This is a genomic window from Kocuria tytonis, from assembly GCF_003226895.2.
In the GTDB taxonomy this organism is placed as follows: Bacteria; Actinomycetota; Actinomycetes; order Actinomycetales; family Micrococcaceae; genus Kocuria; species Kocuria tytonis.
Window position 1 is genome coordinate 283652 of the sequence record NZ_PNJG02000001.1, and the last position, 24468, is coordinate 308119.

The 24468-nt window shown below is 73.5% G+C and carries 17 protein-coding genes; 15 read left to right on the forward strand and 2 right to left on the reverse strand.

Annotated elements, in window-relative coordinates; genetic code table 11:
* The first annotated feature begins 7 nt into the window (after positions 1 to 7).
* From C1C97_RS01380 to C1C97_RS12465, 11 genes are all read left to right on the forward strand, one after another.
* A complete protein-coding gene (locus C1C97_RS01380; RefSeq protein WP_121029782.1) occupies positions 8 to 1318 on the forward strand; it encodes a dihydroorotase in 1311 nt (436 codons plus the stop codon).
* A 30-nt stretch (positions 1319 to 1348) separates the two neighbouring features.
* The gene (locus tag C1C97_RS01385; RefSeq protein ID WP_110920470.1) at positions 1349 to 1843 is read left to right on the forward strand and encodes a PH-like domain-containing protein; all 495 of its coding nucleotides are present in this window, start codon (positions 1349 to 1351) and stop codon (positions 1841 to 1843) included.
* 62 nt (positions 1844 to 1905) lie between these two features.
* Entirely contained in the window at positions 1906 to 3090 is a 1185-nt protein-coding gene (gene carA / locus C1C97_RS01390) for a glutamine-hydrolyzing carbamoyl-phosphate synthase small subunit (protein WP_121029783.1), read from the forward strand.
* Positions 3090 to 6410 (forward strand): carbamoyl-phosphate synthase large subunit, encoded by a 3321-nt coding sequence (gene carB, locus C1C97_RS01395; protein ID WP_121029784.1) that lies wholly within the window; start codon positions 3090 to 3092, stop codon positions 6408 to 6410. The genes carA and carB overlap by 1 nt, the downstream gene beginning before the upstream one ends.
* Before the next feature lie 106 nt (positions 6411 to 6516).
* On the forward strand, positions 6517 to 7506 hold the full coding sequence (gene pyrF, locus C1C97_RS01400) for an orotidine-5'-phosphate decarboxylase (RefSeq protein ID WP_407657254.1): 990 nt from the start codon (positions 6517 to 6519) through the stop codon (positions 7504 to 7506).
* 168 nt (positions 7507 to 7674) lie between these two features.
* Positions 7675 to 7989: an integration host factor, actinobacterial type gene (gene mihF, locus C1C97_RS01405; RefSeq protein ID WP_110920467.1), complete on the forward strand. Its 315-nt coding sequence runs from the start codon at positions 7675 to 7677 to the stop codon at positions 7987 to 7989.
* A gap of 77 nt (positions 7990 to 8066) precedes the next feature.
* On the forward strand, positions 8067 to 8642 hold the full coding sequence (gmk, locus tag C1C97_RS01410) for a guanylate kinase (RefSeq protein WP_110920473.1): 576 nt from the start codon (positions 8067 to 8069) through the stop codon (positions 8640 to 8642).
* Positions 8643 to 8722: 80 nt separating this feature from the next.
* Positions 8723 to 9235 (forward strand): DNA-directed RNA polymerase subunit omega, encoded by a 513-nt coding sequence (gene rpoZ, locus C1C97_RS01415; protein ID WP_110920472.1) that lies wholly within the window; start codon positions 8723 to 8725, stop codon positions 9233 to 9235.
* A complete protein-coding gene (locus tag C1C97_RS01420) occupies positions 9232 to 10566 on the forward strand; it encodes a bifunctional phosphopantothenoylcysteine decarboxylase/phosphopantothenate synthase (RefSeq protein ID WP_110920466.1) in 1335 nt (444 codons plus the stop codon). The genes rpoZ and C1C97_RS01420 overlap by 4 nt, the downstream gene beginning before the upstream one ends.
* A 9-nt stretch (positions 10567 to 10575) precedes the next feature.
* Positions 10576 to 11781 (forward strand): methionine adenosyltransferase, encoded by a 1206-nt coding sequence (metK, locus tag C1C97_RS01425; RefSeq protein WP_110920465.1) that lies wholly within the window; start codon positions 10576 to 10578, stop codon positions 11779 to 11781.
* The gene (locus tag C1C97_RS12465; RefSeq protein ID WP_233542654.1) at positions 11778 to 14399 is read left to right on the forward strand and encodes a primosomal protein N' family DNA-binding protein; all 2622 of its coding nucleotides are present in this window, start codon (positions 11778 to 11780) and stop codon (positions 14397 to 14399) included. The genes metK and C1C97_RS12465 overlap by 4 nt, the downstream gene beginning before the upstream one ends.
* An 84-nt stretch (positions 14400 to 14483) precedes the next feature.
* Here the strand turns inward: C1C97_RS12465 and C1C97_RS01440 are convergent, their stop codons facing one another.
* Both C1C97_RS01440 and C1C97_RS01445 read right to left on the reverse strand, forming a co-directional pair.
* Positions 14484 to 15587 (reverse strand): glycosyltransferase family 4 protein, encoded by a 1104-nt coding sequence (locus tag C1C97_RS01440; protein WP_121029785.1) that lies wholly within the window; start codon positions 15585 to 15587, stop codon positions 14484 to 14486.
* A complete protein-coding gene (locus C1C97_RS01445; protein ID WP_121029786.1) occupies positions 15584 to 16648 on the reverse strand; it encodes an alpha/beta fold hydrolase in 1065 nt (354 codons plus the stop codon). Before C1C97_RS01445 ends, C1C97_RS01440 begins: the two co-directional genes overlap by 4 nt.
* A 184-nt stretch (positions 16649 to 16832) precedes the next feature.
* On the opposite strand from C1C97_RS01445, the gene leuS reads away from it, so the two are divergent.
* From leuS to C1C97_RS01470, 4 genes are all read left to right on the forward strand, one after another.
* Entirely contained in the window at positions 16833 to 19343 is a 2511-nt protein-coding gene (gene leuS / locus C1C97_RS01450; RefSeq protein WP_121030469.1) for a leucine--tRNA ligase, read from the forward strand.
* A gap of 185 nt (positions 19344 to 19528) precedes the next feature.
* Positions 19529 to 20467 carry a DegV family protein gene (locus tag C1C97_RS01455; protein ID WP_233542655.1) on the forward strand — a complete coding sequence of 313 codons (939 nt, stop codon included), beginning with the start codon at positions 19529 to 19531 and terminating at the stop codon, positions 20465 to 20467.
* A 69-nt stretch (positions 20468 to 20536) separates the two neighbouring features.
* Positions 20537 to 21643 carry a ComEA family DNA-binding protein gene (locus C1C97_RS12380; RefSeq protein WP_199712147.1) on the forward strand — a complete coding sequence of 369 codons (1107 nt, stop codon included), beginning with the start codon at positions 20537 to 20539 and terminating at the stop codon, positions 21641 to 21643.
* A 359-nt stretch (positions 21644 to 22002) separates the two neighbouring features.
* Complete coding sequence (locus C1C97_RS01470) at positions 22003 to 24465, forward strand: ComEC/Rec2 family competence protein (protein WP_121029788.1); 2463 nt, start codon at positions 22003 to 22005, stop codon at positions 24463 to 24465.
* Positions 24466 to 24468: the final 3 nt, after the last annotated feature.

Consider the following 24468-nt stretch of genomic DNA (forward strand, 5'->3'; position numbering starts at 1 on the left):
GGTCCCCATGAGCTGCTACCTGATCGGCAATGCCCGCCCCGAGGGCGGTGACCCCGCGGACCTGCTCGTCACGGACGGCACCGTCACCGCGGTGGGCGCCCCCGGATCCCTGCAGGTCCCCGAGGACGCCGAGGTGATCGACGCCTCCGGGCTGATCGCCCTGCCCGGGCTGGTGGACATGCACACCCACCTGCGGGAACCGGGCCGGGAGGACGCCGAGACCGTGCAGACCGGCACCCGGGCCGCGGCCAGGGGAGGCTTCACCGCGGTGTTCGCAATGGCCAACTCGAACCCCGTGGCGGACACCGCCGGTGTGGTGGAGCAGGTCTGGCAGCTGGGCCGGGACGCCGGGTGGACCGACGTCCACCCCGTGGGAGCGGTGACCGTGGGCCTGGAGGGCACGCGGCTGTCGGAGATCCGCGCCATGGCCGAGTCCCGCGCGGCGGTGCGGATGTTCTCCGACGACGGCAAGTGCGTGCACGACCCCGTCTTGATGCGCCGGGCGCTCGAGTACGTCAAGGCGTTCGACGGGATCATCGCCCAGCACGCCCAGGAGCCCCGCCTGACCGAGGGCGCCCAGATGAACGAGGGGGCCGTGTCCGCGGACCTCGGGCTCACCGGGTGGCCCGCGGTGGCGGAGGAGGCGATCATCGCCCGCGACGTGCTGCTGGCCCAGCACGTGGGGTCCCGGCTGCACATCTGCCACCTCTCCACCGAGGGCTCCGTGGAGATCGTGCGGTGGGCGAAGTCCCGCGGGGTGTACGTCACGGCCGAGGTCACCCCGCACCACCTGATGCTCACGGACGAGCTGGTGCGCACCTTCGACCCCGTCTACAAGGTCAACCCGCCGCTGCGCACGGACGCGGACGTGCAGGCCCTGCGCCGTGCGGTGGCCGAGGGCACGATCGACGTGGTGGGCACGGACCACGCCCCGCACACCGCGGAGGACAAGGAGTGCGAGTGGAGCTGCGCCGCCCACGGCATGACCGGTCTGGAGACCGCGCTGTCCGTGGTGCAGCTCTCGCTCGTGGACACCGGGCTGATCGGGTGGGACCGGGTGGCGCAGATCATGTCCCACCGTCCCGCCGGGATCCTGGGTCTCACGGACCAGGGGCAGCCGCTGCGGCCCGGCTCCGTGGCGAACCTCGTGCTGTGGGACCCCGCCGGGGCCACGCCCGTGGACCCGGCCACCCACGCGTCCAAGGGCCGCAACAGCCCGTACCGCGGCATGACCCTGCCCGGAAGCGTCCGGGCCACCTTCTACCGAGGCCACCCCGTGGTGCGTGACGGCGAGCTCGCCACACCCCTGGGCCGCTGACCCCTCCCCACCCGAAAGGTTCTGGTGCCGATGTCCGACAAGCTCCTGCCCACCCTGCTGACCGCCCTGATCGTGGTGCTGCTCTTCGCGCTGCTGTGGTGGGGGTGGCGCGGCCGGGTGCGGCGGCAGTCCGGTGTGGCCGAGCTGCCCCACGCCCCCCAGGACCTGATGCAGCGGGCGACCGTACGGGTGGAGGGCATGTACGTGGTGACCACCTACGCCGACCAGCCGCTGGAGCGGATCGCCCGCCACGGGCTGGGGGTGCGCACGAACGCCGAGGCCGTGGTGGCCCCGGACGGCGTGTTCCTCAACCGCCAGGGCGCCCCGGACGTGTTCATCCCCCGGGCCGAGCTGCGGGGCGTGTCCACCGCCTCCGGAATGGTGGGCAAGTTCGTGGAGCGCGACGGGCTCGTGGTGTTCACCTGGGACCTCGGGGACACCCGGGTGGACACCGGCTTCCGCGCCCGCAGCGGTGAGGGATCGCACGAACTGGAGGACGCGGCGTCGGCCCTGCTGGGCGCCTGAGAACTGTGACCCGGGAGGCGCCGCGCCGGCCCTCCCAGCACGCGCAACGAAAGGAGTTCACCGTGAACTCACCACGGATCCAACCGGCCGTCATGGTCCTCGAGGACGGCACGGTGTTCGAGGGCCGCGCCTGGGGTGCCCCCGGCACGGCCTTCGGCGAGGCGGTCTTCGCCACCGGGATGACCGGCTACCAGGAGACCCTGACGGACCCCTCCTACGCGGGGCAGATCGTGATCCAGACGGCCCCGCACATCGGCAACACCGGTGTGAACACCGAAGACATGGAGTCCCGCAGGATCTGGGTCAACGGCTTCGTGGTCCGTGACCCCGCGCGCCGGCCGTCCAGCTGGCGCAGCGAGCGCACCCTGGACGAGGAGCTGGCCGCGCAGGGCGTCACCGGCATCCGGGGCGTGGACACCCGCGCCCTGACCCGCCACCTGCGGGACAGGGGCGCGATGCGCGCCGGGATCTTCGCGGGCGACGATGCCGCACGGCCCGTTCCCGAGCTCGTCCGGCGCGTCACGGAGCAGCCCGCGATGGCCGGGCAGGCGCTCGCCGCGCAGGTCAGCACGAACGAGCCCTACACCGTGGAGCCCGCCGAGCACGGCTGGGACGGGCCCGTGAAGCACACCGTGGTGGCCGTGGACCTCGGCGTCAAGGCCATGACCCCGCAGCGGCTGGCCGAGCGCGGGATGCGCGTGCACGTGGTGCCCGCGGACACCACGTTCGAGCAGATCCGGCAGCTGCGCCCGGACGGCGTGTTCTACTCCAACGGCCCGGGCGATCCCGCCACCGCGGACGAGCAGGTGGCCACGCTGCGCGAGGTGCTGGACGCCCGGATCCCGTTCTTCGGGATCTGCTTCGGCAACCAGCTGCTGGGCCGCGCCCTGGGCTTCGGCACCTACAAGCTGACCTTCGGCCACCGCGGCATCAACCAGCCCGTCAAGGACCTCGCCACCGGCACCGTGGAGATCACCTCCCAGAACCACGGCTTCGCGGTGGACGCACCCGTGGGGGAGACCGTCATCGCACCCGAGCAACGCTACGGGCGCGTCTCCGTGTCCCACGTGGGGCTCAACGACGACGTCGTGGAGGGGTTGCGCTGCGAGGACATCCCCGCGTTCTCCGTGCAGTACCACCCCGAGGCCGCCGCCGGGCCGCACGACTCCGCGTACCTCTTCGACCGCTTTACCGACATGATGGACCGCGCCGGCCAGGACCGCGGACCGGAAGCAGGAGACAACTGATGCCCCGCAGGCAAGACCTCAACAGCGTCCTGGTGATCGGCTCCGGACCCATCGTGATCGGGCAGGCCGCGGAGTTCGACTACTCCGGCACCCAGGCCCTGCGCGTGCTCAAGGACGAGGGCCTGCGCGTGATCCTGGTCAACTCCAACCCGGCCACGATCATGACCGACCCCGAGTTCGCGGACGCCACCTACGTGGAGCCCATCACCCCGGAGACGGTCGAGAAGATCATCGCCAAGGAACGCCCCGACGCCGTCCTGCCCACCCTGGGCGGGCAGACCGCGCTGAACACCGCGCTCGCCCTGGACGCCAACGGCGCCCTGGAGAGGTACGGCGTGGAGCTCATCGGCGCGGACGTGGCCGCGATCAACCTGGGCGAGGACCGCGAGGCGTTCAAGGGCGTCGTCGAGCGCTGCGGCGCCGAGTCCGCGCGCAGCGTCATCGTCCACTCGATGGACGAGGCGCTCGCCGCCGCCGAGCAGCTGGGCTACCCCATGGTGGTCCGCCCGTCCTTCACCATGGGCGGGCTGGGCTCGGGGCTCGCGTACAACGAGACGGACCTGCACCGCATCGCCGGCGCCGGCATCCAGTACTCACCCACCTCGGAGGTGCTCCTGGAGGAGTCCATCCTGGGCTGGAAGGAGTACGAGCTGGAGATGATGCGCGACGCCAAGGACAACGTGGTGGTCGTGTGCTCCATCGAGAACGTGGACCCCGTGGGCGTGCACACCGGGGACTCCGTCACGGTGGCCCCCGCGCTGACCCTGACCGACCGCGAGTACCAGCGAATGCGGGACATCGCCATCGCTGTGATCCGCGAGGTGGGCGTGGACACCGGCGGGTGCAACATCCAGTTCGCGGTGGAGCCCGCCACCGGGCGCATCGTGGTGATTGAGATGAACCCACGCGTCTCCCGGTCCTCGGCGCTCGCGTCCAAGGCCACGGGCTTCCCGATCGCGAAGATCGCTACGAAGCTGTCCCTGGGCTACACGCTGGACGAGATCCCCAACGACATCACGCGCAAGACCCCGGCGAGCTTCGAGCCCACGCTGGACTACGTGGTGGTCAAGGTCCCGCGCTTCGCGTTCGAGAAGTTCCCGGCCGCGGATCCCACGCTGACCACCACCATGAAGTCCGTGGGCGAGGCCATGGCGATCGGGCGCAACTTCACGGAGGCGCTGCAGAAGGCCATGCGATCGCTCGAGCAGAAGGGCTCCGCCTTCAGCTTCGCGCGCCCCGCCGTGGAGCCCGGGCCCAACACCGTGGCCCGGCTGGTGGAGAAGTGCCGCGAGACCACCACCGAGCGGCTGCGCAACGTGCAGCGCGCGCTGCTGGCCGGCGCCACGGTGGAGCAGGTCTTCGAGGCCACGGCGATCGACCCGTGGTTCCTGGACCAGATCCAGCTGCTCAACGAGACCGCGGAGCTGATCCGTGAGGACCCGGACCTGCACCCGGAGACCCTGCGGGAGGCCAAGCGCCACGGCTTCTCGGACGCGCAGATCGGGGAGCTCGTGCACCTGGACGAGTCCGTGGTGCGCGGGGTCCGCCACGCCCTGGACATCCGTCCGGTCTACAAGACCGTGGACACGTGCGCGGCGGAGTTCGAGGCGTTCACCCCGTACCACTACTCCTCGTACGACCGGGAGTCGGAGGTGGCCCCGCACGAGAAGCCCTCGGTGCTGATCCTGGGCTCCGGACCCAACCGGATCGGGCAGGGCATCGAGTTCGACTACTCGTGCGTGCACACCTCCATGGTGCTGCGCGAGGCCGGGTACGAGACCGTGATGCTCAACTGCAACCCGGAGACGGTTTCCACCGACTACGACATCTCCACCCGGCTGTACTTCGAGCCGCTGACGTTCGAGGACGTCATGGAGGTCGTGGCGGCGGAGCGCCGGACCGGTGGGCTGCTTGGCGTGTTCGTGCAGCTCGGCGGGCAGACCCCGCTCAAGCTCGCGGCGGACCTCAAGGCCGCCGGTGTTCCCATCCTGGGCACCAGCCCGGAGGCCATCGACCTCGCGGAGGACCGGGGCGAGTTCGCGCGCGTGCTCACCGAGGCCGGGCTGCGCCAGCCCAAGAACGGCACGGCCCACGACTTCGCGCAGGCCAGCCGGATCGCCCACGAGATCGGCTACCCCGTGCTCGTGCGCCCCTCGTACGTGCTGGGTGGCCGCGGCATGGAGATCGTCTACGACGAGGCCTCCCTGAAGACCTACCTGGAGAACGCCACCGAGGTCAGCCCCAGCCGCCCGGCGCTGATCGACAAGTTCCTCGAGGACGCCATCGAGATCGACGTGGACGCCCTGTTCGACGGCAAGGACTGCTACGTGGGCGGGATCATGGAGCACATCGAGGAGGCCGGGATCCACTCCGGCGACTCCGCGTGCGTGCTGCCGCCCATCACGCTGGCCCCGGACGTCGTCGAGCGCGTGCGCGCGGCCACGGAGGCCATTGCGCGCGGCGTGGGCGTGAAGGGCCTGATCAACCTGCAGTTCGCGCTCGCCTCGGACGTGCTCTACGTGATCGAGGCCAACCCCCGTGCCTCCCGCACCGTGCCGTTCGTGTCCAAGGCCACGGGGGTGCAGCTGGCCAAGGCCGCGGCGCTGATCGGCGTGGGCCGCACGGTGGCCGAGCTGCGCGCCCACGGCGTGCTGCCCGCGCACCACGACGGCACCACACTGCCGGAGGGCACACCCACCGCGGTCAAGGAGGTCGTGCTGCCGTTCGCGCGGTTCCGCACCCCCGAGGGCACCGTGGTGGACTCCCTGCTGGGTCCCGAGATGCGCTCCACGGGCGAGGTCATGGGCGTGGACAAGTACTTCGACACCGCGTTCGCCAAGGCGCAGGCCGCCGCGGGCGGTCCGCTGCCCACATCCGGCTCGCTGTTCGTCTCGGTGGCGAACAAGGACAAGCGCTCCGCGGTGATCCCGGTCAAGATGTTCGCGGACCTGGGCTTCGAGATCGTCTCCACGGGAGGCACCGCGCAGGTGCTGCACCGCAACGGCATCGAGTCCACGGTGGTCGCGAAGATCGCCGACGCCGAGGGCGACGAGCCCACGGTCGCGGACCTGATCACGGACGGGAAGATCGACCTGATCTTCAACACCCCCTCCGGCGGACAGGCGGCGCGCGGCGACGGCTACCAGATCCGCGCGGCGGCCACGTCCGTGGGCGTGCCCACCATGACCACCGTCTCGGAGCTCGGTGCCGCGCTGCAGGCCATCACGGCGCAGCGGCAGTACTCGTGGTCCGTGACCTCCCTCCAGGAGCACGAGCAGACCCTGCGCGAGCGCGCCGCCCAGGAGGCCCGGGGTGCCTGAGTCCTGCCACGGCCGTCACGGGGCGGCGGGCCCGGACGACGCCGCCGCGGCCGGGACGCGGGCGACGCCACCCTCCCACCGCGCGCCCTCGGTGCCCGGTGACCCAGTGCCCGGTGACCCGGAGCGCGGCGGGTCGCGCAACGCCGGCGCGCGCGAACCGTTCGGTGCGCGCCTGGGACGGGCCATGCGCGAGCTGGGACCGCTGTGCGTAGGGATCGACCCCCACCCGGGACTGCTGGACGCCTGGGCGCTGCCCGCCACCGCGCAGGGCCTGGAGACGTTCGCGCTGCGCACGGTGGAGGCCGCCGCGGGGCACGCGGCGGCGGTCAAGCCGCAGGTCGCGCTGTTCGAGGCCTACGGCTCGGCGGGCTTCGCCGTGCTCGAGCGGACGCTGCGGGAGGCCGCGGCGGCGGGCGTGCTGAGCATCGCCGACGCCAAGCGCGGGGACATCGGCTCCACCATGGCCGCGTACGCCTCGGCGTGGCTCTCCGACGACTCCCCGCTGGCCGCGGACGCCGTGACCCTGAGCCCGTACCTGGGCTTCGAGTCGCTGCGCCCGGCGCTGGAGCTGGCGGCCCGGACGGGGCGCGGCACCTTCGTGCTCGCCCTGACGTCCAATCCCGAGGGCGCGAGCGTGCAGCACGTGGGCGGCACCGACTCCGTGGCCGGGGAGATCCTCGCGGCGGTCGCCCGGGAGAACGGGACGCGACCGCGGGACGCGGCCCCGGCGGCGTCGTCCCCCGACGGGTTCCGTGCGGGTGCGGGCCGTCACGAAGCCAATCGTGACCAAATCGTGACGTCCTCCGAATCGGCGGGACTGGGCTCGTGCGGCGCCGTCATCGGTGCGACCGTGGGGGAGGCCCTCGAGCGGCTGGAGATCGACCTGCGCGGGCTCAACGGGCCGATCCTGGCTCCCGGGTACGGGGCCCAGGGCGCGGACGCCGCGGCCGTGGCGCGGGTGTTCGAGCACGTCAGGCCCACAGTGCTGGCCAACTCCTCGCGCGACGTGCTGTCCCACGGCCCGGACGTGCGCTCGCTGCGAGACGCCATGGACCGCTCCCGGGAGGAGCTCGCGGCCCGGCTCTCCCGGGCCTGAGCCCGGCCGGTGACGCCCCCTGACGGCCGCGTGACGGCGCTCGTCAGGGGGCGGTCATCGTGTTTACGGGGGCAAACCCGTCGGGTACTTTCGTGCTGAGGCTCCCGCGCACCGACCCCCTTTCGTGGCGTGCGGCAGAGCCGCAGGGCTACCAGGAGGAGAGCGGACATGGCATTGCGGCCGTTGACGGACGACGAGCGGGCACGCGCACGTGAGAAGGCCACCGCGGCGCGCACGGCGCGCGCGGAGGTCAAGAAGGGGTTGCGGGACGGTTCCCTGACCGTGGCGGAGGTGCTGCGCCGGGGCGAGGACGACGAGGCGGTGAGCCGCCTCAAGGTCACCGAGCTGCTCGAGGCGACCCCGGGGATCGGCAAGGTGCGCTCCGCGGCGATCATGGAGCAGATCGGGATCGCCCCCACCCGTCGCGTGCGGGGGCTCGGACAGCACCAGCGCCGCGCCCTCGTGGAGCACCTGGACCGCTGAGCCCCCGGCCGGGGCGCGGTGCCGCTGTTGATACAGTGACGGACGATCCCGCCGTCGCCGCACTCTTGGAGGTACCCGTGTCCCCGTCCCCCACCGTGACCGTTCTGGCCGGCCCCACGGCCGTGGGCAAGGGCACGGTGTCCACCTACGTGCGGGACCACTACCCGCAGGTGTGGCTCTCGGTCTCGGCCACCACCCGCGCCCCGCGCCCCGGGGAGGTGGACGGCGTCCACTACTTCTTCGTGGACGACGCCGAGTTCGACCGGATGATCGCGGAGAACGACCTCCTCGAGTGGGCCGTGGTGCACAACCTGCACCGCTACGGGACACCCCGGCACAAGGTGGCGCAGGCGCTGGCCGCCGGCCGCAGCGTGCTGCTGGAGATCGACCTGCAGGGGGCGCGCAGCGTGCGCCGGGCCATGCCCGAGGCGCAGTTCGTGTTCCTCGCCCCCCCCAGCTGGGAGGAGATGGTGCACCGGCTCGTGGGGCGGGGCACCGAAACCCCCGAGCAGCAGCAGCGCCGACTGGAAACGGCTAAACTGGAACTCGCGGCGCAACCGGAGTTCGACCACACGGTCGTCAACGACACCGTGGAGCGCGCCGCCGCAGAACTCGTGGCCCTCATGGGGCTGCCGGGTGAGCAGGACCGCTGAGCGGCCCGTTGCCCCGCGGACCCGCCCGGTCCGCCCCTGAACCACCGACACCACCGTCCACCACAGGAGTCATAGAACACGTGAGCACGAACAACGAAGGCATCGTCAACCCGCCCGTCGATCGGCTGCTCGACAAGACGGATTCCAAGTACGGACTCGTGATCTTCGGCGCCCGCCGCGCCCGCCAGATCAACGCGTACTACTCGCAGTTGCACGAGGGCCTGTTCGAGTACGTGGGACCGCTGGTGGACACCCAGCTCAACGAGAAGCCCCTGTCCATCGCGTTCCGCGAGATCGACGAGGGCCTCATCGAGGCCGACCACATCGCCCACGCCGGGTTCACCCCCAACGGCCAGCTGGTCAGCGACGAGCCCACCGCCACGGACATGTTCACCGGGGACTTCTTCGCCCAGGGCGAGGAGCAGGACGGCACCGCCGTGTTCTCCGACGGTGCGCAGCTGCCCGAGGGCGACGCCGCCGAGACCGCCGCCGCCGATGCCGCCGGCGTGGAGGCCGCCGAGCCGGAGACCGTTGAGCCGGAGACCACCGTGACGGAGACCACCGAGGACTCCGCCGAGACCTCCGAGCAGTGACCTCACCGGACGCAGGCACCGCCCCCGTTCCCACCCGGTCCGCCGCGCCGCTGCGCGTGGTGCTGGGTGTGGGCGGGGGCATTGCCGCGTACAAGGCTGCCGCGCTGTCCCGGCTGTTCTCCGAGGCCGGGCACCACGTGGTGCCCATGCCCACCCGTTCCGCGCTGCGGTTCGTGGGCGCGCCCACGTGGGAGGCGCTCACGGGGGAGCACGTGTCCGAGTCCGTCTTCGACCGCGTGGACACCGTGAACCACGTGGCGCAGGGCCAGGCCGCGGACCTCGTGGTGATCGCCCCGGCCACCGCGGACCTGATGGCGCGGATCGCGCACGGCCAGGCCGACGACCTGCTCACCACCACGGTGCTCGCCGCCGCGGCGCCCGTGCTGCTGGCCCCGGCGATGCACACCGAGATGTGGCTCAATCCCGCCACGCAGCGCAACGTCACGCTGCTGCGCGAGCACGGGCACACCGTCATGGATCCGGCCACCGGCCGGCTCACGGGCTCGGACAGCGGACCGGGCCGGCTGCCGGAGCCGCGGGAGATCTTCGACGCCGCCACGGCCCTCGTGGCCCGCCACGGCCGGGATCCCCGCACGGACGCCTCCGGAGAGCCCACCACGGCCCACGACGCCCGGGAGGCCCGTGCCCTGGCCGGTCGGCGGGTGCTCGTCACCGCCGGGGGCACCCGTGAGGCCCTGGACCCCGTGCGCTTCCTGGGCAACCGGTCCTCGGGCAAGCAGGGGATCGCGCTGGCCCGGGCCGCCCGGGACGCCGGGGCGCAGGTGCACCTGATCGCGGCCCACGTGGAGGCGGAGCTGCCGCAGGGCATGCGCATCACTCGCGTGTCCTCCGCCCGGGAGCTGCAGGAGGCGAGCCTGGCCGCGGCGGGGGAGAGCGACGTCGTGATCATGGCCGCCGCGGTGGCGGACTACCGCCCGGACACCGTGGGCGAGCACAAGATGAAGAAGTCCGAGGACGGCACGGACCCCGTGATCCGCCTGATCCGCAACCCGGACATCCTGCGCGGGATCGTGGCCCAGCGCGAGGAGCGCGGCCTGGACCAGCTGATCGTGGGCTTCGCCGCCGAGACCGGGGACCCCGAGCACTCGGTGCTGGACTTCGGGCGCGCCAAGCTGCGCCGCAAGGGCTGCGACCTGCTGGTGCTCAACGAGGTGGGCACGGACAAGGTCTTCGGCCGGGACGACACCGAGGTGGTGGTGCTCTCCGCGCGCACGGGCGACGAGTCCGGCGCCCGGGGCAGCAAGGACGAGGTGGCCCGCTTCGTGGTGGCGCGGATCGCGGGCGAACCGGGTGTCGGCACCGGCGGGTAATGTGGTGCCGTGAGCGCATCGAGTGAACACCTGAGAATCTTCACGTCCGAATCCGTGACCGAGGGCCACCCGGACAAGATCTGCGACCAGATCTCGGACTCCATCCTGGACGCCCTGCTCACGGAGGACCCCAACTCCTCCGTGGCGGTGGAGACCATGGTCACCACCGGGCTGGTGCACGTGGCCGGTGAGGTCAAGACGGACGCCTACGTGGAGATCCCGCACATCGTGCGCAAGACCCTGCTGGACATCGGCTACAACTCCGCGGTGCACGGCTTCGACGGCGAGTTCTGCGGCGTGTCCATCAGCGTGGGCGAGCAGTCCAACGAGATCTACGAGGGCGTGTTCACCTCCCTCGAGGAGCGCACCGGGACCGCCAGGGACCCGCGGGACGCCCAGGGCGCAGGAGACCAGGGCATCATGTTCGGCTACGCCTCGGACGAGACCGCCACGTACATGCCCGCCCCCATCCTGCTGGCCCACCGGCTCTCCGAGCAGCTCACCCGCGTGCGCAAGACGGCGGTGCTGCCGGGGCTGCGCCCGGACGGGAAGACCCAGGTGACCCTGGGCTACGACGGTCACACCCCGGTCTCCGTGGACACCGTGGTGGTCTCCTCGCAGCACGCGGAGAACTACGACCTGGGCCAGCTCACCCGGGACATCACCACGTGCGTGGTGGAGCCCGTCCTGGAGGACTCCGGACTGGACCTGTCCGGCACGCGGATCATCGTGAACCCCGCCGGGAACTTCGTGCGCGGCGGGCCCGTGGGGGACGCCGGGCTGACCGGGCGCAAGATCATCGTGGACACCTACGGCGGCATGGCCCGTCACGGCGGCGGCGCGTTCTCCGGCAAGGACCCCTCCAAGGTGGACCGCTCCGCGGCCTACGCCATGCGGTGGGTGGCCAAGAACGTGGTGGCGGCCGGGCTCGCGCGCCGCGCGGAGGTCCAGGTGGCGTACGCGATCGGGCAGGCCCACCCCGTGGGGCTCTACGTGGAGACCTTCGGCACCGAGACCGTGGACCCCGTGCGCATCGAGAAGGCCATCTCCGAGGTCTTCGACCTGCGCCCGCTCGCGATCATCGAGGACCTCGACCTCAAGCGTCCCATCTACGCCAAGACCGCGGCCCACGGGCACTTCGGCCGGGAGGACCCGGACTTCACGTGGGAGCGCACGGACCGCGTGCAGGAGCTGCGTTCCGCCGCGGGGCTGTGAATCCGGGGGCCGCGGCCGCCGGTTCCGGTGCCGCGTCCGCGCCCGGTTTCGACGGCGCGTCCGCGCCCGAGCGCGTCCCTCGCAGCAGTCCCGGTGCCGCTGCCTCCTCCGCACCCACCGGCGGGAACGAGCGCCCGCACCCTCCCGCCCGCCCGACGCCCCCCGGGGAGACCGCCCCCGAGGACGTCCCGGGGGAGCAGCTGACGCTGTCCGGTCTTCCGTCCGCGGCGCCCGCGTCTCCGGACGACGTGGCCCGCGCGGCGTCCCGCCGTGTCCTGGGCTCCGAGGGCGCCGCCGCCGAGAACCCCGTGGCCAGGGTGCTGCTGGAGGCCTACGTCCCGCACCTGGACCGGGTCTTCGACTACCGGGTGACCGCCGCGCTGGACGGGCAGGCCGTGGTGGGCTCCAAGGTGTCCGTGGTCTTCTCCGGCCGGAAGATGTCCGGGTGGGTCGTGGACCGGGTGGAGCACACGGACGTCCCCGCGGACCGGCTGCTGCCCGTGCGCCGCGTGCTCTCGCCTCTGCCGGTGGCCCGGCCGGAGATCGTGGCGCTGGCCGACGCCGTGGCGCAGCGCTGCGCCGGGACCACCGCGGACGTCCTGCGCGTGGCCATCGCCCCGCGGGTGGCCCGCGTGGACAAGGAGTTCGCGGCCGACCCGACGGCCGCGGAGGAGTCCGCGGTCACCAGCGGGACCGGTAGCACCGGTGCGATCCGCACCATCAGCGGGGCCGGCGGCATCGCCGTCCCCGGCACCACCGGTGGGTCCGGCACCACCAGCGGGATCGGCGACACCGGTGCGGCCGACACCACCAGCGGGACTGACGTCACCGCCGCCCCCGGCACCACCGCCGGGGTCGGTGCCACCGACCAAACCTGCGCCACCGTTGCCGGGACCCGGGCGTCCCGCGGGGCCGACGCTGCCGATGCCGCCGCCCCCGGCACCACTGCCGCCCCCGACACCTCCGTGTGGGGGCACTACGACGGCGGCCCCGAGTTCATCGGTGCCGTTGCCGCGGGTGCGGACGTGCGCGCCGTCGTGGAGGTGCTGCCCGCGCCCGAGGACCACGACTGGGCGGTGCTGACCGCGCATGCCATGGCCACCGCGTACGCGGCGGGCCGCGGAGCCGTGGGCGTGGTCGCGGACCACAAGGCGCTGGAGCGGCTGGGAACGGCGCTGCACGCGCTCGTGGGGGAGAGCGCCGTCGTCCGGCTGCACGCCGGGGACGGGCCCACCCCGCGCTACCGGGGATTCCTGGAGCTGGCCCTGGGGCGCAAGCGCCTGGCCGTGGGCACCCGTTCGGCGGCCTACGCCCCCGTGCAGGACCTGGCGCTGGTGTGCTGCCACGACGACGGCGACGTGAACTTCGTGGAGCAGCGCGCCCCGTACCAGCACACCCGGGACGTGCTGCTGCTGCGGGCCCAGCGGGAGGGCCTCGCGGCGCTGCTCACCGGGTACGCGGTGACTCCGGAGGCGCAGCGGCTCATCGCGACCGGGTGGGCCCGGCACCTGGCCCCGCCCCGTGCCGCGCTGCGACGGTTCTCCCCGCGGATCGAGGCCACCTCCGACTCCTACAACACCGCACGGGACCCGCTCGCCGCGCGCGCCCGGCTGCCGCAGGAGGCGTTCCGGGTGGCCCGCGCCGGCCTGGAGCGCGGCCCGGTGCTGGTGCAGGTGGCCCGCAAGGGCTACGCCCCGGTGCTCGCGTGCCAGCGCTGCCGCACCCCGGCTCGCTGCCGCGCGTGTGACGGGCCGCTGGCCCTCACCTCCGCGCGGGCGGTCCCCGTGTGCACGTGGTGCGGGCGGCAGGCCCACGACTGGCGGTGCGTGGAGTGCGGGTTCACCCGGGTGCGCCTGAGCTCCGTGGGCGCCGGACGCACCGCGGAGGAGCTCGGCCGGTCCTTCCCGCAGGTCCCCGTGATCTCCTCGAGTGACCGCACGGTGCGTTCGCGCGTGGGTTCCGCCCCCGCACTCGTGGTCGCCACGCCCGGGGCTGAGCCCGTGGCCGAGGGCGGCTACGCGGCGGCGCTGCTGCTCGACGGCAACCAGATGCTGGCCCGGCCGTGGCTGCGGGCGGAGGAGCAGACCCTGCGCCGGTGGTGCAACGCCGCCGCGCTCGTGCGCCCCGCCGCGGCCGGCGGCACCGTGGTGGTCACGGCGGACCAGGACCGTGCGGTGTCCGCGCTCGTGCGCTGGGATCCCGCGGGGCACTCCGAGCGCGAGCTGCGGGAGCGCCAGGAACTGGGACTGCCGCCGGCCGTGCGCACCGCGGCGCTGACCGGGCCCCGCGACGCCGTGGAGGCCACGCTGCGGGACCTGCGGCTGCCGGAACGGGTGCGCGTGGTCGGTCCCGCACCGGTGGCGGCGGCCCCCGGCAACGGCGCGGACGTGGCGGAACCCGAGGCCGGTGAGGCACCGGACACCCTGGACGTGGGCACCTGCCCCGGTGCGCGGGACGCCGCCGCGGGAACGGACCGGCCCTACCGGGCCCTGCTGTTCTTCGGGTTCGGGATCGCGCCCCGGATCACCGCGGCCCTGCGGGCCGAGAAGGCGCGGGCCTCGGCCCTGCGGGAGCACGCACCGGTCACCGTGCGCTGCGACGTCGCCGACCTGCTCTGAGCGCCACGGCACGATCCCTCCCGGGGTGCCGCGCCACACCGCCCCGTACGCGGCCGCGACGAGGGCTCCTGTGCCCGGCCCGGCTCAGCCGCGCTGGTGCAGCTCCCACGCCAGCTCCAGCAGCTCCCGGGCCGAGTCCTGCCACGTGTGCGCGCGGATCCGGTCCAGCCCGGCGCGGACGCGCTCGCGGGCGAGGTCCGGATCGGTGAGCTCGCGCACCCGGGCGGCGAACGCGGCGGCGTCGTCGGCGGGGGCGTAGCCGGCGGCGTCCCCGGCGACCTCGTGGAAGATCGGCAGGTCCGAGCACACCACGGGGGCGCCCTGCGCGAAGGCCTCCACGAGGGGCAGGCCGTAGCCCTCGGCGCGCGAGGCGGTGACCAGCGCGGCGCACGAGGACAGCAACTCGCGGTACTCGTCCTCGCCCACCCCGCGGTGGAACACGACGTGCGCGCCGTCCGGGACCAGCGCGCGCAGCTGCGCCTCCCGCGCCGGCGTGATGCGGGAGAGCAGGTGCAGCGTGTACCCGGGCAGCAGCCCGGCGGCGCGGAGCAGGGTCTCCACGTTCTTGTACGGCAGGAACGAGCCCATGTACACGAGGTCCGTGCCGCGCGCGCCCAGTCGGGACACGGCGTCGGCGTGCGCGACGCCCGCCGACGGCGCCGCGTTGGCGATCACGCGCACGTCCCGCCTGGTGAGGCGGTGGGCGAGGATCTGCGCGCGGGAGGTCTCGGAGACCGTGGCCACCGCGTCCGCGCGGTTGAGCGCGACCCGCTGGGGCCACCACGCCCGGTGGTAGGCGCGCCACCCCCACTGCACGGGCAGCGGCAGGTCCCCCGGGGGCTGGGGGTGCTCGTAGTAGATCAGGTCGTGCAGGGTGAGGATCAGCCGGTAGCGCCGCGCGAGCGAGCCCATGGTCTGCATGGGGGAGAACATCACGTCCGGCGCCCAGCGGTTCACGTACTGGGCGGTGAGCACCTCGGCCGGGGAGGTCACGGCCGGGCCCGTGATCGAGGTCAGGCCCTCGGGGAGGAACGCACGCTGGGCCGGGTCGCTGATCAGGGCGCTCAGCCGCACCCGGGGGTCCGCGCGCACGGCGCGGGCCGTGGCGGCGAGCAGCTCGGCGCTGTAGCGGCTGATGCCGTCGTGGTGGTCCGTGCGGATGTAGCGGGCGTCGAAGAGCAGCTTCACGGGTGGGACTCCCCGGGTTCACCGGAGAGGCCCCGGGCGCGGGTCTCGCGCTGGAACTGCCGGGCGCTCGCGGTGTGGTCCACCGCGGGGAGCAGGCCGGTGAGCTGGTCCGGGGTGGAGGCAGTGGTGTCCGCGAGGGGCAGCCGGTCGTAGCCCTCGAGCGGTTCCGGGGCCGGGGACAGCAGGAAGTCCTCGATCATGCGGGCGGCGGTGTCCGGGGCCTCGTAGTGGATCAGGTGACCCACCCCGGGGATGATCTGCAGGGTGTGGCTGCGGATCCAGGACGCCATGGTCTGCTGGGAGCGCACGGAGCCGAGGTCGTCCAGCTCCCCCACGATCAGCAGGGTGGGCATGGTGAGCTTCATGGCGACCTCCGCGACGGTGCGGGAGATGGAGGCCTCGTAGGCCTGGGCCACGACCTCCCGGTCCGCGAACGTGTTGAAGTACGCCTGGTGCTGGCGCAGGGCGTAGCGCCTGGTCTCGGGGTCCTCGGACTTGATCATCACGTCCGTCATGAGCTTGACCACCGTGTTGGAGGACAGCAGCCGGGTGCCCAGCCGGCGCGGCAGGGAGGACCCGGCGCCGTAGTAGAGCCGGGTGAGCCTGGTGAGTGTCCTCTGGTTCCCGGCCAGCGCGGGCTGCGAGATGGGGTTGATCAGCACCAGGCGCTCCACCATGGAGGGGTGCTCCGCGGCGAAGTGCGCGGCGAGGATGGACCCGAAGGAGTGCCCCGCGAGCACCACCCCGGTGCCGGAGTCCGGGGTCACGGCACCGTCGGTCAGGGCCTCGATGAAGTCCCGCACGAAGGCCACGTAGTGGGTCACGGAGTGCTCGCGGTCCGGGAACGGTTCGGAGCGCCCGAAACCGGGCAGGTCCGGGACCACCACGTGGTACTTCTCGCGCAGCGCGGTGGCGATCAGCTGCAGGCCGTGGTGGTCGCCGCGGAAACCGTGGAGCATCACGAGCAGGGGTTTGCGCTGCTTGTCCGCGTCGTAGAACCAGTACCGCACGCGGTAGCCGTCCAGTTCCACGCTGCGGCGCTCGGCGTAGGGGTTGTCCACGGGGCCTCCATCCGTCCGTCTCGGGCGCCCCCATGGTAGCCGGGGCACCTGCGCCCGGGGGCGGAGGGCGCCTGGTCTAAACTGGGAGGGATCCCCACACATCCACACGGGGGACCGGGCCGTCGCCTCGGTATCCGGGCGCGGGAGCGGTCCACCACCCCCCGTGAACCTGAAGGCGAGGCACGTGAGCGAGCACAGCACCCCGGAGGCGGGCACCGACTACGACGTCCAGCGGATCGAGGCCACCTGGTCCGGCTACTGGGACGAGCACCGCGTCCACACGCCCGCCGACGACGGCTCCGCCGAGCGGCGCTACGTCCTGGACATGTTCCCCTACCCCTCCGGTGACCTGCACATGGGCCACGCCGAGGCCTTCGCCATGGGGGACGTCGTCTCCCGCTACTGGCTGCACCGCGGCTACGACGTGATGCACCCGATCGGCTGGGACTCCTTCGGGCTGCCCGCCGAGAACGCCGCCATCAAGCGCGACGCCCACCCCGCCGAGTGGACCTACCGCAACATCGACACCCAGCGCGCGTCCTTCAAGCGCTACGCGATCAGCGCGGACTGGGACCGGGAGATCCACACCTCGGACCCCGAGTACTACCGCTGGACGCAGTGGCTGTTCCTGCAGTTCCACTCCCACGGCCTCGCGTACCGCAAGGACTCCCCGGTCAACTGGTGCCCCAGGGACCAGACCGTGCTCGCCAACGAGCAGGTGGTCAACGGGGCCTGCGAGCGCTGCCACACCCCCGTGACCAAGAAGTCCCTGAACCAGTGGTACTTCAAGATCACCGACTACGCCCAGCGGCTGCTGGACGACATGAGCGAGCTCGAGGGCCACTGGCCCGAGCGCGTGCTGGCCATGCAGCGCAACTGGATCGGGCGCTCCGAGGGCGCGCACGTGAACTTCGTGATCGAGGGCGCCCCCGCGGAGGGTGCGGACGCCTCCGACACCTCCGGGCGCACCGTCACCGTGTTCACCACCCGCCCGGACACCCTCTACGGCGCCACGTTCTGCGTGGTCGCCGCGGACGCCCCGCTCGCCGCCGAGGTGGTGGCCTCCGAGCACGCCGAGGCGCTCGCCGCGTACCGGGAGGACGTCAAGGCGCTGTCGGACATCGAGCGCCAGGCCTCGGACCGGGAGAAGACCGGGGTGTTCCTGGGCCGGTACGCGGTGAACCCGCTCACGGGTGAGAAGCTGCCGGTGTGGGCCTCGGACTACGTGCTCGCGGACTACGGCACGGGCGTGATCATGGCGGTGCCCGCCCACGACCAGCGGGACCTGGACTTCGCCCGCGCCTTCGACCTGCCCGTGCGCACCGTGGTGGACACCGGCGCAGCGGACCCAGCCGAGACGGGTGTGGCCACCACCGGTGAGGGCACGCTGGTCAACTCCGGGCCCCTGGACGGGCTGCCCCAGGCGGAGGCGCTCGCGAGGGCGATCGAGATCGTCACCGAGGCCGGCACGGGTGAGCGCCACGTGAACTTCCGGCTGCGGGACTGGCTGCTGTCCCGGCAGCGCTTCTGGGGTGCGCCCATCCCCATCATCCACTGCCCCGCGTGCGGCGAGGTGCCCGTGCCCGAGGACCAGTTGCCCGTGCGCCTGCCCGAGGACCTGCGCGGGGAGCAGCTGGCGCCCAAGGGGCAGAGCCCGCTCGCGGCGGCGTCGGACTGGGTGAACGTCACGTGCCCCGCGTGCGGCGGCCCCGCGCAGCGGGACACGGACACCATGGACACGTTCGTGGACTCGTCCTGGTACTACCTGCGCTACACGTCCCCGCACGACGCCGCCGCGCCGTTCGACCGCGCCGCCGTGGACCGCTGGATGCCGGTGGACCAGTACGTGGGCGGCGTGGAGCACGCGATCCTGCACCTGCTGTACTCGCGGTTCTTCACCAAGGCCCTCCACGACTTCGGCCTGGTGGGCTTCACCGAGCCGTTCAAGGCACTGCTGAACCAGGGCCAGGTGCTCAACGGCGGCAAGGCGATGTCCAAGTCCCTGGGCAACGGCGTGGACCTGGGCGAGCAGCTGGACGCCTTCGGTGTGGACGCGGTGCGCCTGACCATGGTGTTCGCGTCCCCGCCCGAGGACGATGTGGACTGGGCGGACGTCTCCCCGCAGGGCTCCCAGAAGTTCCTGGCCCGCGCGTGGCGGCTCGCGCAGGACTGCGCGGCGGATCCCGCGGCGTCGTTCGGCGACGGTGACAGGGCGCTGCGCAGCGCTACCCACAGGACGGTGGCGGACGCCGAGCAGCTGCTGGACTCCGGGAAGTTCAACGTGGTCGTCGCCCGCACCATGGAGCTCGTGAACGTGACGCGCAAGGCCATCGACTCGGGCTGCGGGGCCGCCGATCCCGCGGTGCGCGAGGCCGTGGAGGCCGTGGCGATCCTGCTGAGCCTCGTGGCGCCGTACACCGCCGAGGACATGTGGCACCTGATCGGCCACGAGGACACCGTGGTGCGCGCCCCCTGGCCCACCGTGGACCCCGCGCTGCTCGTGGAGGACACCGTGACCGCCGTGGTGCAGATCAAGGGCAAGGTCCGCGACCGCCTGCAGGTCCCCGCGGACATCACCGAGGAGGACCTCGAGGCCGCGGCGATGGGCTCCGAGGCGGTCCAGCGGCTGCTGTCCGAGGCCACGGTGCGCAAGGTGATCGTGCGCGCCCCCAAGCTCGTGAACATCGTGGTCTGATGCGACCCGCGGACCACCGGGGCCCGTCACCCAGCTCGCCCGAGCCGGGGGGCGGGCCCCGCCCGTACCCGGGGCCCGGTCATGATCCGCGGTCCCACCCTCACCCGGGGTTGCGAACGGACGGCAACGCCCCGCGGGCGGGACAGGGCACGCACCCGGGCCCCGTTTCTTCGCCCTCCGCGCCCGTGCCCGACGCCGCCGCGCCCCGCCGCGTGGCGGTCGTCACCGACAGTGCCGCGGCCCTTCCCGCCTCCTGGGTCCGTGCGTTCGAGACCGCCCCAGGGTTCGCGCTCGTGGACATGCCCGTGCTCATCGGCGGGCAGCTGCACACCGACGCCGAGGCGGACCGGGCATCCTCCCTGGTGCTCGCGCTCGCGGAGGGCCGCCCGGTCACCACGTCCCGGCCGGCCCCCGGGCAGCTGCGGGCCGCGTACCGCCGCTTCGAGGACGAGGGCTTCGACGCCGTGGTCTCGGTGCACCTGTCCGGGGAGCTCTCCGGCACGGTGGGTGCGGCGCGGATCGCGCGGCAGGACATCGGGATCCCCGTGCGGATCGTGGACACCGGCAGCGCCGGGATGGGCCAGGGACTGGGCGTGCGCGCGGCACTGGAGGCGGCGGCGTCGGGCGCGGGGACCGACGCCGTGGCCCGCGCGTCCCGCGAGACCGCGCAGCGGGCCCAGGTGCTGATCCGGGTGCGTTCGCTCGAGACCCTGCGCCGCGGCGGCCGCGTGCACCCGACCACCGCGATGGTGGGCTCCATGCTGCAGCTCAAGCCGCTGCTGAGCCTGGCCGAGGGGAGGATCGTCACCGTGGAGCGCCCGGTGTCCCTGCCCCGGGCGCAGCAGCGGTTCATGGCGCTCGCGGGCGAGGCACTGGCGGGGGCCGAACCGGAGCGCCCGGTGCTGTGCGTGCACCACGTGGCGGATCCGCACGGGGCGCGAGAGATCGGGGAGCTGCTCGTGGACCGGTACCGCCCCGAGGCGGAGCTGGTGGTCAGTGAGCTGCCGCCCGTGCTGAGTGCGCACGTGGGGCTGGGAACGAAGGCGGCGGTCATCGAGGGGCCCACCTCGACCCCGGTGACGCACGGTGTGAACGCTCCACAGTCGCCGGCCCGAGACCCGTGACGGTGACAGTGTCCCCAGCCGCTGGGCCCGCGCCCCGCTCGGCGAGGACCGGCCGGTGGAGTGGTGCCCATGACGGGTATCGACTTCAGGGGACGGCGCAGGTTCCGGGACCGCGCCGCCACCGAGCGGCTGAGTGCGCTGCTGCGCGAAGAGCACGGGACGGCGGACCCAGCGGACCACGGGCCCGCCGCTGCCGGCGGGTCCACCGCTGCCCGTGAGGGGACCGGCGACGCCTCCGGGCACCGCGTCCCTCCCGAGCACGCTCCCGGGGGAGCGGAAGGGGCCCAGCACCGGGAGGACGTCGTCGTCCGACGTCGCCTGACCCGCCCCGCGCTCGTGGCCCTGTGCCTCGTCCTGCTGCTCGCGCTCGGGATCTCCGGGGTCAGGCTGCTCACCGGCGGGGACGAACAGGACGCGGTCGTGACCGCCGCGGACGCCGAGGACACGGACCGGGACCGCGGTGCCGGAGCGACCACTGCGGGGCCCGCGGACGGCACGGCGGCACGACACGCGCGCGGGGCCTCGCCCACACGCGGACCGGGGGAGGGTGCCGGCTCCCCGACGGGGGGTGGTGCTGCGGAGTCACCGGGCGGTGTGGTGACCGTGCACGTCGTGGGCGAGGTGCGGGATCCCGCGGTGGTCACGCTCCCGCCCGGCGCGCGGGTCATGGACGCGGTCGAGGCCGCCGGCGGGTTTACGCGTGCGGCGGTGAAGGACCGGATCAATCTGGCGGAACCGGTCCGGGACGGTGCCCAGATCACGATTCCCAACGCGGGCAATGCCGATGCCGTGGCCGCGGCACGCTCCGGGGACGCAGCATCCGGGGCGCCACCCGCGGGCCGTGGTGCGGCCGACGCGGCGGGCGGCTCCGGAGCGCACGGGCCGGACGGCGTCGGCTCCCCGGACGGCGGCGTCTCGTCCGGGGCGGGAACCGGCGGGTCACGGGGCACGCGGGCCGAGGAGAAGCCGGGCGCCGGGGCGGGCACCGGGGTGAACCTGAACACCGCCACGCAGGCCGAGCTGGAGGACCTGCCCAAGGTGGGCCCGGTGCTGGCGCAGCGGATCATCGAGTTCCGCACCCAGCACGGCCCGTTCACCGCCCCCGAGCAGCTGGACGACGTCACGGGCGTGGGCCCGGCCATGCTGGAGGCCCTGCTCCCGCTGGTCACCGTATGAGGACCACGTGGGATCTCCGTCTGCTGCCGGTGGCCGTGACCGCGTGGCTGTGCGCCATCGCGACCCTGCAGGGCGGGTGGGCAGCGGGGACCTGGTGCACGGCCGGGTGCGCGGCGGCGTCCATTCCCGCGGCGCGGGCCCCGGAGCTCGGGCGCTGGGTACGACGCCTCGCGCACGGAGCGGGGGTGGGGGCACCCCGCGGCCCCGGGCATGTCATGGCACATCCGGGGCGGGGGACCCCGGCGGTCCGCGGTCGGGGCCTCCGGCGTGCGAACACCGAGCGCTCGGCCCGGGCAGCCCGCTCGCACCGGAGGTCGTGCGAGGGGGAGGTACCGGGACGCAAGCCGGTACGTCTGCGGATGCTCACCGTCCTGGTACTGCTCACCGGGGCAGCAGCCACGGTCGGGGCCCTCGCCGCCACGGCGCCCGCGCGGCAGTTCCTGGCGGAGCACGGACCCGGTTCCACGGTGCGCGTGGCGGCCACCGTCGCGGGCACACCGACCCCGTACACGGGGCGCCCCGGGCCGGAACAGCAGGAGGCCTCCCACGGTGTCGCGGCGACCCTGCAGGTGCACGCCGCGGACGGGTCACCCGCCGCCACGGAGCTCACGGTGTTCGCCACCCACCCGGGCTGGAGCGAGCTGTCCGACGGGGAGCGGGTGAGCGCCGTCGTCACCGTGACCGACACCGCGACACCCGCACGGCCCACCGCACGGGCCTCCTCACCACCCGCGACCGAACGGGAGGTCGAAGCCGACCGGGACGGCGTCCTCACCGCCGTGCGCGCGGACCTCACCCGCGTCGCCGGCGGGTTCGGCGCGGTGAGCGCGGGACTGGTGCCCGGGATGACCGTGGGGGACACGTCCCAGCTGCCGGACGTCCTCGCGCAGAGCATGAAGGACACCGGGCTCACCCACCTCACGGCGGTCTCCGGATCAAACTGTGCACTCGTGATGACGCTGAGCGGCTACACCGCGCTGAGCATGGGCGCCGGCAGACGAACCTGCCTCCTCACGGGTCTCGCGGCGCTCGCGGGCTTCGTGCTGCTCGTGGGCCCGGACCCGTCCGTGCTGCGGGCCGGGGTCATGGGTGGCCTCGGCGGGATCAGCATGCTCAGCGGCCGCGCCGGGGTCAGCCTCAACGCCCTGTGCGCCGCCGTGACCGGCCTGGTGCTCGTGCGTCCGGAGCTGGCCACCGACATGGGCTTCGTGCTCTCCGTCCTGGCCACCGCGGGCATCGTGGTCAGCGCCCGGCCCGTCACCCGGCTGCTCAGCACCCGCCTGCCCACGGTGCTGGCCGTGTGCATCGCGGTTCCCCTGGTGGCACAGCTGTGGTGCGGTCCCGCTCTGCTGCTGCTCAACCCAGACCTGCCCCTGTACTCCCTGCCCGCCAATATGGCCGCCTCACCACTGGTCCCCGTGGTCACGGTGGCGGGACTGCTCGCGGTGTGCGTGCTGCTCGCCGGGCGCACGGCGTCCTCGGCGTGGCACGCCATCTCTCCCGGCGGACAGGACCCGGCGGCCACGACCGCCCAGGGTCCGGATCTCACGGCGGGTGCTCCCGGCGCGCTCGACGCGTGGGACCGCGCGGCGAGCCTGCCCGTGGGGGTCGCCTCGTGTCCCGCCCGCGTCCTGGCCTGGCTCGCGGACACCTTCGCCTCGTTCCCCGGCGCCCACGTGCCCTGGCCGCACGGGGTGCCGGGCATCGGCCTGCTGACGGCTCTCACCCTTCTTGCCCTCGGGGGCCTGCACGTCGCGGACGCCCGTCTGCGCGCGCCACGTCCCACCACCGGACCGGTTCTGGCGGCCCCCGCGGAGCCCCCGGTGCCCGACGCCGTGTGGCGGGCCCGCGCGCACCGCACCCGCTCACGACGCCGCCTGCTCGCCGTCACCGCGTCCCTCGCGCTGGTCGTGCTGCTCGTGACCGCGATCCTGTGGTGGCTCCGACCCGCCCCCGCGTGGGAGTCGGTGGTGTGCGACGTCGGCCAGGGGGACGCCGTGCTGCACCGCACCGGGGAGCACAGCGCCGTGCTGGTGGACGGCGGCCCCGACCCCCGAGCCCTGAAGCACTGCCTCCGGCAGGCGGGGATCACCCACCTGGACGCGGTGATCGCCACCCACGACCACGACGACCACGTGGCGGGCCTCGCCGGACTCGCCGACACCGTGGACGTGGACCGGGTCTGGTACTCCGCCGCCGGGGACACCCCGCCGGACGAGATCACCCAGTGGCCGGACGTCACCACGCGCCCCTCACCGGGTGAGCAGCTGCACGTCGGACCGCTCACCGTGGAGGTCCTGGCCCCAGCACCCCCGTCACCCGTCACGACACCGACCACGGCAACGGCCGGTTCCCCGGCCGACGGGCCGGGCCAGGGGGACTCCACCGCACACCACGGTGGCACCGCCCCCGCGCACCCCCGCCACCGGAAGGTCACCTCCGAGGACGAGAACAACGCCTCCCTTCTGCTGCTCCTCACCATCGCCGGAGCCCAGGGCACCACCACGTGGCTCACCGCCGGGGACCTCGAAGCCGACGGGTACCGCCGCGACTCCCGTCTCCTTCCCGGGGGCCACGCACCGCCCACCGACGTCCTCAAGGTCTCCCACCACGGCGCCCGCAACGGCGGCACCGACATCATCCACGACACCCACCCCGCCCTCGCGGTGATCTCCGTGGGGGAGGACAACAGCTACGGGCACCCGCACCCGGCCACGGTGGCCGCCCTGCAGGAGGTCGGCGCGGCCGTGGCCCGCACCGACCAGACCGGATCCCTGTGGATCCACCGGGACGGAACACAGGTGGTCGTGTCCCGGCGCTGAACC

Excerpts from the sequence above, each read along its gene's own strand:
- C1C97_RS01380 (WP_121029782.1), top strand. The coding sequence starts at position 8 with ATGAGCTGCTACCTGATCGGCAATGCCCGCCCCGAGGGCGGTGACCCC.
- C1C97_RS01385 (WP_110920470.1), top strand. The coding sequence starts at position 1,349 with ATGTCCGACAAGCTCCTGCCCACCCTGCTGACCGCCCTGATCGTGGTG.
- carB (WP_121029784.1), top strand. The coding sequence starts at position 3,090 with ATGCCCCGCAGGCAAGACCTCAACAGCGTCCTGGTGATCGGCTCCGGA.
- mihF (WP_110920467.1), top strand. The coding sequence starts at position 7,675 with ATGGCATTGCGGCCGTTGACGGACGACGAGCGGGCACGCGCACGTGAG.
- C1C97_RS12380 (WP_199712147.1), top strand. The coding sequence starts at position 20,537 with ATGACGGGTATCGACTTCAGGGGACGGCGCAGGTTCCGGGACCGCGCC.
- C1C97_RS01470 (WP_121029788.1), top strand. The coding sequence starts at position 22,003 with ATGCTCACCGTCCTGGTACTGCTCACCGGGGCAGCAGCCACGGTCGGG.